Source organism: Ruficoccus amylovorans (assembly GCF_014230085.1).
Taxonomy (GTDB): Bacteria; Verrucomicrobiota; Verrucomicrobiia; order Opitutales; family Cerasicoccaceae; genus Ruficoccus; species Ruficoccus amylovorans.
Genome location: NZ_JACHVB010000024.1, coordinates 1 through 12,842 on the forward strand (window position 1 = coordinate 1; position 12,842 = coordinate 12,842).

9 protein-coding genes are annotated in these 12,842 nt (G+C 55.2%); 4 read left to right on the plus strand and 5 right to left on the minus strand.

What is annotated here, in order from left to right; translation table 11 throughout:
• Window positions 1-46 precede the first annotated feature (46 nt).
• Window positions 47-811: a hypothetical protein gene (locus H5P28_RS09445; protein WP_185673771.1), complete on the minus strand. Its 765-nt coding sequence runs from the start codon at window positions 809-811 to the stop codon at window positions 47-49.
• Between the two features lie 240 nt (window positions 812-1,051).
• On the opposite strand from H5P28_RS09445, the gene H5P28_RS09450 reads away from it, so the two are divergent.
• The 3 genes from H5P28_RS09450 to H5P28_RS09460 all read left to right on the plus strand — a co-directional run bounded on the left by H5P28_RS09450 (window position 1,052) and on the right by H5P28_RS09460 (window position 6,496).
• The gene (locus H5P28_RS09450; protein WP_185675466.1) at window positions 1,052-2,365 is read left to right on the plus strand and encodes an exo-alpha-sialidase; all 1,314 of its coding nucleotides are present in this window, start codon (window positions 1,052-1,054) and stop codon (window positions 2,363-2,365) included.
• A gap of 82 nt (window positions 2,366-2,447) precedes the next feature.
• Complete coding sequence (locus tag H5P28_RS09455; protein WP_185675467.1) at window positions 2,448-4,184, plus strand: sodium:solute symporter family transporter; 1,737 nt, start codon at window positions 2,448-2,450, stop codon at window positions 4,182-4,184.
• A gap of 116 nt (window positions 4,185-4,300) precedes the next feature.
• Window positions 4,301-6,496, plus strand: a complete 2,196-nt coding sequence (locus H5P28_RS09460) for an alpha-galactosidase (protein ID WP_185675468.1) — start codon at window positions 4,301-4,303, stop codon at window positions 6,494-6,496.
• A gap of 65 nt (window positions 6,497-6,561) precedes the next feature.
• Here the strand turns inward: H5P28_RS09460 and H5P28_RS09465 are convergent, their stop codons facing one another.
• From H5P28_RS09465 to H5P28_RS09480, 4 genes are all read right to left on the minus strand, one after another.
• On the minus strand, window positions 6,562-7,908 hold the full coding sequence (locus tag H5P28_RS09465; RefSeq protein ID WP_185675469.1) for a sulfatase family protein: 1,347 nt from the start codon (window positions 7,906-7,908) through the stop codon (window positions 6,562-6,564).
• Window positions 7,909-7,978: 70 nt separating this feature from the next.
• Window positions 7,979-8,698, minus strand: coding sequence for a sialate O-acetylesterase (locus H5P28_RS09470; protein ID WP_185675470.1), 720 nt, complete (start codon window positions 8,696-8,698; stop codon window positions 7,979-7,981).
• Window positions 8,699-8,717: 19 nt separating this feature from the next.
• Window positions 8,718-10,304 carry a sodium:solute symporter family transporter gene (locus H5P28_RS09475; protein WP_185675471.1) on the minus strand — a complete coding sequence of 529 codons (1,587 nt, stop codon included), beginning with the start codon at window positions 10,302-10,304 and terminating at the stop codon, window positions 8,718-8,720.
• Window positions 10,305-10,477: 173 nt separating this feature from the next.
• Complete coding sequence (locus H5P28_RS09480; RefSeq protein WP_185675472.1) at window positions 10,478-11,791, minus strand: exo-alpha-sialidase; 1,314 nt, start codon at window positions 11,789-11,791, stop codon at window positions 10,478-10,480.
• Between the two features lie 240 nt (window positions 11,792-12,031).
• Between H5P28_RS09480 and H5P28_RS09485 the strand changes: the two genes are divergently transcribed.
• Window positions 12,032-12,796, plus strand: a complete 765-nt coding sequence (locus H5P28_RS09485; protein ID WP_185673771.1) for a hypothetical protein — start codon at window positions 12,032-12,034, stop codon at window positions 12,794-12,796.
• Window positions 12,797-12,842: the final 46 nt, after the last annotated feature.

Below are 12,842 nucleotides of genomic sequence, written 5' to 3' on the forward strand. Positions count from 1 at the left end.
CACCTTCGGATATACATTACTCACATCGTGTTGTGCTTTGCTATCTTCACCGCTTTCTGCGATATATTTTCCTTGAGAAGAGGCTTGCGATTATGAGTGCGGCGATGCCGTATGTGGCGGAAGATGTTTCGGGGATGTTGACGGCGGTGAGGGAGACGAGGTTGAGTCTTCCTGTATTGCTACCGGCGAGCGGTCCGGCTGCCAGTCCCGTGATGACGATGGTACCGTCCGTGGGGGTGACGCTGGTCCAGGTGGCGACGGCGGAGACTGCGTCTGAGGAGGTGATGGTGATGGAGTCGGGGTCACCGGAGCCGGTGGCGATCTGCCAGAGGAAGTCGGTGGTGGTTCCGTCGCCCATGAGTACCATGATGTTGTAGGCGTAGTTGTCGTCGAGGTCGCTGAAGGTCAGGGTAAAGCCGAAAGCCTCGCCTCCGGCGGTGCCGGTGTTCTGGTTGTTGAACCAGATCCCGTCGGTTGTGGCGCTGACGGGGATGCCGGGGACCGGGTCGTGGTCATTGGACGAATTGCTGCCGGCGACATTGCGGGTGCCATTGGAGACATTGAGCAGGAAGCTGGAGCCGGTCAGGTTGCCTGCGCTGTCTTCGAGGTTGGACAGGGACTGCTCGTAGAAGGCAACCGCTCCGGTGGCGGCAACCGACAGTTCGGTGAATCCTGCCTCAGGGGTCAGGGTCGATCCGAAATCGATGTAGACGCTGGCTCCTTCGACTGTTGCGGCCGAGAGCGGGGTGAGGGCGGGCAGCATCGCGGCCGAAGCGGTCAGCGCCAGAGTCCTGATGGAGTAGAATTTCATAATGTAAACAACTTATTTGTTATTAGCGTTGGGGGTTTTCAATTAAACTGAAAGCATTTAAGAAGGATCGTGCTTCTAATGCGACGGAATTTTAAGCAGATTATAGCCCGAATAGTCAAGCGGTTTATTTGTGGATTCGATTTTGCCCGGGACTGTCGTTTTTTGGGTTGCGTATGTCGTAAAATAGGATTCTACCACTAGGTAAAATCCGCCATATTCCCCCAACCCGAGACCCTGTCCATGAACTATTCGACCCGAACCAGGAAGGCTGCCTGCCTCTCGCTTTGCCTTTTAATGACCAGCGCGGTGCCCCTCTTGCGGGCCGCCGACCTGGCCGAACCCCTGCTGGAGCTCCAGGACGGCGACGTCAACATACATGGGGTCGAGGTGGTCAAAATGTGGACCGCCCCCATGCCCCGGGCCGATGTCCTGGGGGCAGGCTACCCTCAGATCGAGGGCGTGCGCCACGCGCTGGTCTTTGCCGCCACGGACGAGACCGGCGGCTACAACCACCATGCCCAAATAACCGTGCACAAGGGTACGATCTACGCCCTGTGGAGCAATAACCGCCACTTTGAGGACGCCCCCGGCCAGCGCGTCCTCTTCGCCACCTCCCCTGACGGCTTGCACTGGAGCAGCCATGCCGAGGCCTTTCCCTCGCCAGGCCCCTTTAAGGAGAAATCCGAAACCGGCCTGCTGTTGACGACCCTCGGCTGGGTCCAGGTCGGCGACAAGCTCTTCGCCCTGGCCAAGCTCACCGCCATGGACGGCTTCCGCAATCCCGACAACACGCTCTTCAGCCCTACCAAGGACCGCAAGCGGGGCATCATCTTCGACAAACGCATCTACTACGGCATCCTGGCACGCGAGTTGACGGACGCGGGCACATGGGGGCCCATCTTCACCGTCGAGGGCAAACCTCCCGCCCCCGACCAAATCGCCTTCCCCGTCCTCGAGCACAGCCAGTGCGTCAGCCCCGGGGAGTACCAGGCCATCCTCGCTGCCAGCAAGGAGTACTCCTACCCCTGGAGGAGCCGCCTCCCGCGAACCCCCGGCAAACCCCTCCTGTGCGAGCCGAGCACCTACGCCCTCGAAGACGGCACCCTGGTCACCCTCTTCCGCGACGAGCGATACTCCCACCGCCTCTTCGTCAGCACCTCCCCCGACGGCGGTAACACATGGTCCACCCCCTATCCCACGAACATCCCCGACTCCCCATCCTACACCAAAACCATCGCTCTCGAAGACGGATCCGTCGTCATGGTCGGAAACCAGATCGCCGAGGAAAAAAACTTCGATAACCCCAAACCCGCCCACCTGGGCAGAGATACCCTCGTCCTCTCCCTCAGCAAGGACGGACTCACCTTCGATAAAGCCTACTCCCTGCGAGAGGGCAAACACGCATTCCGAGTGCCAGGTGTCGGCGGAAGAGGTTACACAGGCGCACAATACCCCTCACTCCTCATCCACAACGACAACCTCCTGGTCATATACTCCATCGCCAAGGAGGATATCGAAGCATCAAGCGTACCTATCAGAAATATTACACACTGAACCAAAAAAACAAGCTTCCAACCAACACTAAATATACCAGCTCAGCAGAACCGAGCATTGCAAAAAACATCCTTGCGCATCCATGAATTACCTTGAAGTCACCTTATTTCTCGTTGCCGTTGTCGGTGTTATTTCCCTTGGCATCTGGAAGAGCCGCGATGAGAAGCTCGACGGAAAGCAGGGCGCGACAGATTACTTCCTGGCTGGGCGAGGTTTGACATGGTGGCTGGTCGGTTTCTCGCTGATCGCAGCAAATATCTCCACAGAGCAATTTGTGGGCATGTCCGGCTCCTCTGCGAACTGGCTGGGAATGGCAATTGCCTCCTACGAATGGCTTGCCGCAGTCACCCTTATCTTCGTGGCCTTCTGGTTCCTTCCGAAGTTCCTCAAGGCGGGCCTGTACACGATCCCGGAGTTTCTTCAATACCGCTTCGACGGAGTCGCTCGTCTGGCGATGGCGATCCCAGCGGTGGTCACGCTGGTATTCGTTACCACCTCATCAGTTATCTTTTCCGGCGGCAAGTTTGTCTCCGAATATTATAATGATGTGCCGGTGTTAAACAACCTAACGGCCATGTGCTGGATGATTGCGATCTTTGCTGCGGTTTATGTCTTCATCGGCGGCCTTAAGGCTTGTGCGTGGACTGATCTTGTCTGGGGAGCGGCTCTCATTGTCGGGGGTGCAATCGTTATGTTCCTCGCATTCTCGGTTCTGGGGAACAAGCCTGCGGAAGAGTTGATTCTGACGAAGGTGCAGAACTCGAATGCAACCGTCGAAGATCTGCAAGACGCAGGAGCCTGGGAGAGGTTCATGCTCTTAAACGACGGGGTTGACGGCGAGGCCGTCGCTGTCAATGGACCCAATGGCTCTGGAGGCAAAGTACACATGGTGCGCCCCAAGGAAGATACCGACATCCCATGGACGGCACTACTGATCGGCCTATGGATCCCGAACTTTTTCTACTGGGGCTTGAATCAATATATCGTTCAGCGGACGCTGGGGTCAAAATCACTGGCGGAAGGCCAAAAGGGTATTGTGTTTGCCGCGGTCCTGAAGCTGCTGATTCCCTTCATGGTTGTGATACCCGGGATACTGGCCTATAACTTGTTCCAGGGAGACCTGCTTAATGCGACAACGGGCAACTATGACTATGACCGAGCATTTCCGGTATTGGTGCGCAACTTGATAAAACCCATGCCCATGCTTTCATGGTTCGTGCTCGCGGCTCTCTGCGGTGCTGTGATCAGTTCGCTCGCTTCGATGCTGAATTCCGCTTCAACCATCGCGACGATGGACTTGTACTCGAAATTCACCGGCCAAAAAGATCCAGCCAAGCTCGTTAAAGTCGGACGTATTTTCGTGGTGATATTTGTTGTTCTGGCCGGTTTGGTTGCTCCGAGCTTGAACAAGTTTGAGAGCATCTACGCCTATATACAGGAATTCCAGGGCTTCATTTCGCCGGGCATTCTTGCTGTGTTCATTCTGGGATTTTTCTCGCCACGCACACCCCGTTATTTTGGGGCAGTCGGCATCGGCCTGAACATCGTGGCCTACGGCGCGATCAAGTGGTGGATCGGCGGCGTCCTCGTCAGGCATGGCTGGTGGTATTCCGATCAAGTCGCGTTCCTGGACCGTATGGCGATATGCTTCTTCATCGTCCTGCTCGCCGGCGGTATTCTGACCTTGATTAAGCCGATGATGAAACCCGTTGATCTGCCACAGAATGATCAAATCGAGCTGAAAAACTCTCGCGGGGCAATGATGATGGGTGTCGGCGTCGTGGTAGCCACTCTGGCACTTTACGTTATCTTCTGGTGAGAAAGCCCGCCGCCATGGACTTTTGTCCGCGCAGTCCGGTTGCCGAAAGGCGTCCAGCACGATGCCGAAACATCTCATCCATATTCCGGACCGTCATTTATCAATCTTGATTTTACATGAAAAACAGATCGGCGATTTTTTTTGGTGAAACACTCTCTGCGTGCATGAATGGCCTTTGCGTTGACCGCGTCGCCACAGCAAGCGGAGGACTGGAATTGAGGATTTGTCCTGAGGAGAAGAGCACTAAGCGCGTCCCCCGGCGTGCGGGGATCTATGGCCGTCCGGAATGCGGAATTAGCGATCCCACGCCGGCCAAGCCGGACAGCATGGTACAGGTGAAGCTGGCACGCGATGCGATGGCTCCCGGTTTTCTTTCAGGGATTACGATGCAGGACAGTATCACGACACTGGGCCTGAAGCACGTGGAAGCTGTCGCAGAGGACCGGAAGGGTCTGGGGGAAGAAGTTTTGACCACATGCTTTCTGAATGAAGCTTCAGGGCTGCGTGTGTGTCAGCATATTGAGCCGACGCCGGTGCCGGGCACACTTCGCATGTGGTCAACGGCCACCAACACCGGCACGGAGGCCTTGGAGCTGGAGCATCTCGCAAGCTTTGTTCTTTCCGGAATCACTCCCTTTGCCCCGGATGAAGCACCCGGTCGCCTGCGGTTGCATCGTTTCCGAAGTTGGTGGTGTAACGAAGGCAAGCATGACGACGACCTGCTGGAGGACCTCCATTTGATACGCAACTGGCGGGGCATCATGTTGATCAACGAACGGTTCGGCCAGGTCGGCACGTCACCGGTGCGCAACTTTTTCCCCTTTGTCGCACTTGAGGATGCCGAGGCCGGTGTTATCTGGGGGGCACAGCTTGCCTGGGCGGGGTCCTGGCAGATGGAAGTAACCCGCAGAGCCGACGCCGTTTCACTTTCCGGAGGCTTGGCAGACCATGAGTTCGGGCACTGGAAAAAATGCCTGCGACCAGGAGAACGCTTCGAGAGCCCCAAGGCGCACATAGCCTGCGTGGCGGGCCAATTACATGACCTGAGCGCCAAATTGGTAGAGTTGCAGGAAGCATTATTGCCCGAACCACCCGAGACAGAAAAATCGCTCCCCGTGATCTTTAATGAATGGTGCACAAATTGGGGTTCGCCCAGCCATGACAAGACCCTGGCCCTGGCCAGGCGGCTGCAGGGGTCCGGCGTCAAATATATTGTCATCGACGACGGTTGGGCCAAGCGACCTCCGCAAGCTACCAGGCAATCAAATGGAGACTGGATTCTGGACACCGAAAAGTTTCCGCACGGGATAAAAGCGACCTGTGATGCGCTTCGCGAAATGGGATATATTCCCGGTGTTTGGTTCGAGTTCGAAGTCTGTAACCCCGACTCTGAGGCGTTCGAACAAACCGACCATCATCTGCAACGCTACGGCAAGGTCTTGCAGGTGGGGTCGCGTCGCTTCTGGAACTTAAATGACCCTTGGGTCGTGGATTATTTGGACCAAAAACTTATCCAATTTATACGGGACAACGGCTTTGGTTACCTCAAAGTGGACTTCAACGATAACATCGGCATGGGTTGCGATCATGAGGACTCGCTCGGGGAAGGGCTTAGGCAGCATGTCGAAGGCATCTACCGGAGCTTTTCCCGTATCAAGGATCAAGTAGGCAACCTAGTCATCGAGAACTGCTCGTCTGGAGGGTTTCGGCTGGAACCTTCGATGATGGCACTAACCTCAATGAGTTCGTTCTCCGATGCGCACGAGTCGACAAATATTCCGATCATCGCGCGACAACTGCACTATTTGATCCCACCCAGACAATCTCAGATATGGGCGGTGCTCTATCCGGATGACACACCTGAGCGCTTTATGTATTCGCTCACGGCCACCTTTTATGGCAGGATGTGCCTCTCCGGTCCGGTGCATGATCTGAGCGATGCTCAGATCGCCCTCGTACACCGTGCCGTGCGTTTTTATGGACGGGTGGCGCCGATCATCCGAGAAGGGGTGACGCAGTTTGTCGGCAAGACTCCGCAGAACTGGCGGGATCCAGTTGGCTGGTCGGGGATTCTACGCACAAGCCGCGATGGATCCGAAGCCCTGATTGTCGTACACGAGTATGAACGTCGTAATGACCAACCGACGAGTATTTCGTTGCCCTTGGGAGAAGGCTGGGAAATCGTTGATTGCCTCTTTGATGGCACAACCAAAGAGCCGGTCCACCGAGATGGCAGCCTGGAACTGTATTCCGGGATGTCGTTTCGAGGTTGGGCTCTGCACCTTCGTCAACGCGCCCTTACTTCCCTATGACGGACTGCCCTCAGGATTCGTCTCGCAAACGTGCTGCCATAGGCTGAAATAGCCGTGCACTTTGTTCAGCGGTAATTCCGTATTCTTCCCTGCTGATAGTCAACTTCCAGCCACGGATCTTTCGTCTCGAGAAGAAACTGCTGCAAGCGGTTCCGATAGTCTTGTATCAATGGTTGAAGCTTTGTGTCATCAATCAGGTTGATCGTTTCCTCTGGATCATTGTCCAGGTCAAAAAGCGCTTCCGGCCAGTGCCGAAGGAGGCGTTCATGCGATCTTTTTTCGCTTCCTCCAGTTCGCTCGATCTCTTTATAGGTGGGACTGTCGAAAAGATCCTGCCCCAAGGGAAGATCCAATTGTGAGGCCAAGCATCGGATATACTTGTAACGGTTTCCCCGGACAACGCGATAGGGGAAATAATTCGTGATCTCGTGGAAATTATGCACGTAAAAAACGGAGTCTCTCCACGGGGCGTGTGAGTCTTTCAGCAGAGGCATGAGGCTGCGGCCGGTGCAGCCATCGGGGATGGATTCCACGGATACTCCCATCGCGTCAATGACGGTAGGCAGAATGTCGCTCCAGTTAACCAGAGCGTCGCATTGCTTCCCGGCTCCGATACCGTTCGGGTGGACGATGATCAAGGGGCAATGATGACCACTTTCAAAGGGGCTCGCTTTGGCTCCCGGGAAGGGCATCCCATGGTCGGACATTAACAGGATTAAGGTATCCTCGGAATGGCCGGATCTTTCGAGTTCACCCAGAATCGAACCGACATGCTCATCAAAACGGCTAATGTATGTGTAGTAGTCAGCCAGGTCACGTCGGGTCTCTGGGGTGTCGGGAAGAAAGGAAGGAACCGCGACCTCATCGAGGCCATACAGTGTGTCTTTCCCTTCAAATTCTGGATGAAGTGGACGAATGAATTCCCCCCCGGCCCGATGCGGATTAGAGGAGGCGACGTGCAGATAGAAAGGATTGTCCCCGATATCCTTGAGAAACGTTTCGGTCAATGCTCTCAGCTTACTGTTGGAGAACTTGGCAAACGGAATATCCGCAGGCTCCTGCCAGACATCAAAGGGATACACCTCTTTCGGCGCGATGTGAGATTTGCCGATCAATGCAGATGTGATGCCTGATTTGCGGAGAATGGCGGGAAGTGTGACGGCGTCGCTACGGGTTCTGAAATGATGAACCCCGTGCGTATGGCCATATTGGCGATGCTGATGGCCGTAGAGTCCCGTGAGCAAATTAGCCCGGCTGGCCGAACAGGTGGGGGTGGTACAAAACGCACGGGTAAAGCGAGTACCACATTGCGCGAGCCGATCGATATTGGGTGTGTGGATTACGGCATTTCCATAACAACCGGCGATAGGAGACCAATCGTCAGCAATCAGCAGTAGAACGTTTCTGATCATTAAATATTGTATTTTATTGAATCATTTTAAGTCCATTAATATGAGGGACCCTTGGGGTCGCCTCTTCGGCTCAGATGCTTTCAGGGGTGGTTTTAATTTGTTCGATAGCCGCACCGGCAAGCCGCTCGCCAAAGGTTTTATAGCCCTCAACGGAATAGTGTAAGTCATCGTGAATGCTTTCCCCGTCCTGGTTAACACCATCGTTCAGATCATCTGTATTCACCCATCTTGCGTTCGGAATCTCTTCGGCCAGTTCGACCTGTATTTCACGGATCATGGTCCAGTGCTTGAATTTTTCATTACCCAGGTCGTGATCACTGATCCGTCCGATAACGACAAAAATGTCATCTCTTCCCAAATCCGTTTTCAACTGGTCAAGCAGGCCGAGGAAGGCGTTCTTATAATAATCCCCTAGGCCCCGGCGCGCATCGTTCTCTCCCTGCATCCAGATGAAGGTTACACTGGAGTAGTTTTTCGGATCTCCTTGAGCGAGGACGCGTTCCATGAGCTGGTCATAAAGGTCACCGATTTTAGTCACCTGTTTGCCGTCTGGCTGTTTCCAGCCCTTGTACCACCGCCGTATCGGCTGCCCGCCGAGTGCATCTTTCACCACGACGATGTTTTCCCTTCCGAAAGCCTCTTGCAGGGCAGGCGTGAAGCTGACCGTTGTAACCATGCGTTGCATGTTCGATTGTCCAGACAGGATGAAGAGATGCTTGCCCTCCTGTGCGGCAGCCGAGCTTCCGAGCACGGCAATTAGCAGGGTAAGGATAAAGCGTAGGTTGCGCATAATATTACCAGTTGGATAGCTAGACGAGTGGAGTTTTGTCCTGGTCCCAGAACGTGAGATTGGTGAAGTCTTTATTAGGAGATGGTTTGAAAAGCAGACTAGCCACCCAGACGATGGCAAAAGTTAAAACATTCCCCACCAGCGAACTGTAATAAATATGTATGGGGAGAGAAAAACGCTCGGGGAGAAGCCCACGCGTTCCCATGATTATCCACGAGACGACAAAGGCGTTGACGACAAGTGCGACCCATATCGCCTTGGCATTCCCCCTTCGTGTAAAGACTCCGAACATAAATACGGCCAACATCCCTCCGCCACAGACATTGGCCAGAATGATTGCCAGATCGTTCAGCGTCTTGACTTCGGCACGGTAAAGCAACCAGGCCCCAGCAATCATCAACAATGAGACCACGGCTGAGGCAATGAACCCGACAAGCAGATAGTGTTTGTCGCTTTTTTCATTCGCGAATAGAGGTTTGTAGATATCTCTCACCCATACCATTCCGACTGCATTGATGCTTGAACTCAGCGACGACATAGCTGCTGCCAAGGCTCCGGCAATGATCAGTCCGGCCAGTCCGGCGGGGACATAATGGGTAATAAAATAGGGAACGATTTCCTCCGCCTTCCGGGTCCCGTTCAGCATCTCTGTAACGATGGGATTCGGGTGCAAATAGAAGTAGGCCCACAGCATTGTCCCTACCATCATGAACCCCGCCCAAACAGGCAGCGAGCTCAGGGCCACAACGGCAATTGCCTTACGGGCCTCTTTGGCTGACTTGGCGGAGCACCATCTTTGGATGGAGGTTTGCTCAAACTGTCCATTCAGGAACTGTACGATCCCAACGATGAACAGCATTAGAAACGTTTTGTTTTGTAGGGAGAATCCATAGGCCAGTGGCTCGATTTGCCCAGTCACCGGATTCAAGTCCTTGGAAAAAGAGAATTTACCGTGCTCATAGGCGACTTGGATCAGGCCACTCAGGCCCTCCGGGGCCAGAAATGCAACGATACCGACCATCAATAAAGCCCCTAGGACCAACGTAAGGGTCTGCAGCACATCTGTCCAGATAACGGCATCAAAACCACCGCCGACGGTGTACAGCGCAGTAACGCCACCTGCGATCAGAATGCATACTAAAAACGGCAGTCCCATCACCGACTGAAAAATAAGAGACACTAAATAAAGGATGCTGCTGACTCGAATCACCTGCAGCAGCAGAAAAATCATCGCGGCATAACTGGAGATAGAACGCCCGTAGCGTCGAGCAAGGTATTCATAGGGTGAGGTGATGGTCCCGCGCCGGAAAAAAGGCAGAACGACATAGGCGCCAAATGCTGCTGCGACCGGAAACATGAGGACCAGCGCCAGGCGTACCAGCGTTGTTTTGAATCCATCGGCCGGATAGGCAATGAAGGTAACGGAACTCATACTGGTCCCCAGTAGGCTTAATCCCAACGCCCAGCCCGGGAACGAACGTCCTCCCAGAAAGTACTCCTCCGTATTGGTGTTCTTGCGCGAGAACCAGGCTCCCAGCGCCAATGTTGCACCAAAATAAACGATCAGGACGATCAGGTCGGGCAGGTTTAAATTTATGAACCCCATTTGCTTGGATTTCTATTCATTACTTTTTACGGCAGACTGAATATGCCTTGGGAATCAGGTGGGCCGACCAAAGGATAAGCAGTTTGATACTCTGGTTATTTGTTAGCGTAAAGTATAGGACGAATCTCTCTTCGTGGTAGATTTAGTCTTCGGTCGTAGCTTGTTTTTTTGGTTCAGTGTGTAATATTTCCGATAGGTACGCTTGATATTTCGATATCCTCCTTGGCGATGGAGTATATGACCAGGAGGTTGTCGTTGTGGATGATGAGTGAGGGGTATTGTGCGCCTGTGTAACCTCTTCCGCCGACACCTGGCACTCGGAACGCGTGTTTGCCCTCTCGCAGGGAGTAGGCTTTATCGAAGGTAATTCCGTCCTTGCTGAGGGAGAGGACGAGGGTATCTCTGCCCAGGTGGGCGGGTTTGGGGTTATCGAAGTTTTTTTCCTCGGCGATCTGGTTTCCGACCATGACGACGGATCCGTCTTCGAGAGCGATGGTTTTGGTGTAGGATGGGGAGTCGGGGATGTTCGTGGGATAGGGGGTGGACCATGTGTTACCGCCGTCGGGGGAGGTGCTGACGAAGAGGCGGTGGGAGTATCGCTCGTCGCGGAAGAGGGTGACCAGGGTGCCGTCTTCGAGGGCGTAGGTGCTCGGCTCGCACAGGAGGGGTTTGCCGGGGGTTCGCGGGAGGCGGCTCCTCCAGGGGTAGGAGTACTCCTTGCTGGCAGCGAGGATGGCCTGGTACTCCCCGGGGCTGACGCACTGGCTGTGCTCGAGGACGGGGAAGGCGATTTGGTCGGGGGCGGGAGGTTTGCCCTCGACGGTGAAGATGGGCCCCCATGTGCCCGCGTCCGTCAACTCGCGTGCCAGGATGCCGTAGTAGATGCGTTTGTCGAAGATGATGCCCCGCTTGCGGTCCTTGGTAGGGCTGAAGAGCGTGTTGTCGGGATTGCGGAAGCCGTCCATGGCGGTGAGCTTGGCCAGGGCGAAGAGCTTGTCGCCGACCTGGACCCAGCCGAGGGTCGTCAACAGCAGGCCGGTTTCGGATTTCTCCTTAAAGGGGCCTGGCGAGGGAAAGGCCTCGGCATGGCTGCTCCAGTGCAAGCCGTCAGGGGAGGTGGCGAAGAGGACGCGCTGGCCGGGGGCGTCCTCAAAGTGGCGGTTATTGCTCCACAGGGCGTAGATCGTACCCTTGTGCACGGTTATTTGGGCATGGTGGTTGTAGCCGCCGGTCTCGTCCGTGGCGGCAAAGACCAGCGCGTGGCGCACGCCCTCGATCTGAGGGTAGCCTGCCCCCAGGACATCGGCCCGGGGCATGGGGGCGGTCCACATTTTGACCACCTCGACCCCATGTATGTTGACGTCGCCGTCCTGGAGCTCCAGCAGGGGTTCGGCCAGGTCGGCGGCCCGCAAGAGGGGCACCGCGCTGGTCATTAAAAGGCAAAGCGAGAGGCAGGCAGCCTTCCTGGTTCGGGTCGAATAGTTCATGGACAGGGTCTCGGGTTGGGGGAATATGGCGGATTTTACCTAGTGGTAGAATCCTATTTTACGACATACGCAACCCAAAAAACGACAGTCCCGGGCAAAATCGAATCCACAAATAAACCGCTTGACTATTCGGGCTATAATCTGCTTAAAATTCCGTCGCATTAGAAGCACGATCCTTCTTAAATGCTTTCAGTTTAATTGAAAACCCCCAACGCTAATAACAAATAAGTTGTTTACATTATGAAATTCTACTCCATCAGGACTCTGGCGCTGACCGCTTCGGCCGCGATGCTGCCCGCCCTCACCCCGCTCTCGGCCGCAACAGTCGAAGGAGCCAGCGTCTACATCGATTTCGGATCGACCCTGACCCCTGAGGCAGGATTCACCGAACTGTCGGTTGCCGCCACCGGAGCGGTTGCCTTCTACGAGCAGTCCCTGTCCAACCTCGAAGACAGCGCAGGCAACCTGACCGGCTCCAGCTTCCTGCTCAATGTCTCCAATGGCACCCGCAATGTCGCCGGCAGCAATTCGTCCAATGACCACGACCCGGTCCCCGGCATCCCCGTCAGCGCCACAACCGACGGGATCTGGTTCAACAACCAGAACACCGGCACCGCCGGAGGCGAGGCTTTCGGCTTTACCCTGACCTTCAGCGACCTCGACGACAACTACGCCTACAACATCATGGTACTCATGGGCGACGGAACCACCACCGACTTCCTCTGGCAGATCGCCACCGGCTCCGGTGACCCCGACTCCATCACCATCACCTCCTCAGACGCAGTCTCCGCCGTCGCCACCTGGACCAGCGTCACCCCCACGGACGGTACCATCGTCATCACGGGACTGGCAGCCGGACCGCTCGCCGGTAGCAATACAGGAAGACTCAACCTCGTCTCCCTCACCGCCGTCAACATCCCCGAAACATCTTCCGCCACATACGGCATCGCCGCACTCATAATCGCAAGCCTCTTCTCAAGGAAAATATATCGCAGAAAGCGGTGAAGATAGCAAAGCACAACACGATGTGAGTAATGTATATCCGAAGGTG

What these genes read in the sequence shown, in the direction of transcription:
- H5P28_RS09445 (WP_185673771.1), bottom strand. Translation starts at nt 811, where the DNA reads ATGAAATTCTACTCCATCAGGACTCTGGCGCTGACCGCTTCGGCCGCG.
- H5P28_RS09450 (WP_185675466.1), top strand. Translation starts at nt 1,052, where the DNA reads ATGAACTATTCGACCCGAACCAGGAAGGCTGCCTGCCTCTCGCTTTGC.
- H5P28_RS09455 (WP_185675467.1), top strand. Translation starts at nt 2,448, where the DNA reads ATGAATTACCTTGAAGTCACCTTATTTCTCGTTGCCGTTGTCGGTGTT.
- H5P28_RS09460 (WP_185675468.1), top strand. Translation starts at nt 4,301, where the DNA reads ATGAAAAACAGATCGGCGATTTTTTTTGGTGAAACACTCTCTGCGTGC.
- H5P28_RS09465 (WP_185675469.1), bottom strand. Translation starts at nt 7,908, where the DNA reads ATGATCAGAAACGTTCTACTGCTGATTGCTGACGATTGGTCTCCTATC.
- H5P28_RS09470 (WP_185675470.1), bottom strand. Translation starts at nt 8,698, where the DNA reads ATGCGCAACCTACGCTTTATCCTTACCCTGCTAATTGCCGTGCTCGGA.
- H5P28_RS09475 (WP_185675471.1), bottom strand. Translation starts at nt 10,304, where the DNA reads ATGGGGTTCATAAATTTAAACCTGCCCGACCTGATCGTCCTGATCGTT.
- H5P28_RS09480 (WP_185675472.1), bottom strand. Translation starts at nt 11,791, where the DNA reads ATGAACTATTCGACCCGAACCAGGAAGGCTGCCTGCCTCTCGCTTTGC.
- H5P28_RS09485 (WP_185673771.1), top strand. Translation starts at nt 12,032, where the DNA reads ATGAAATTCTACTCCATCAGGACTCTGGCGCTGACCGCTTCGGCCGCG.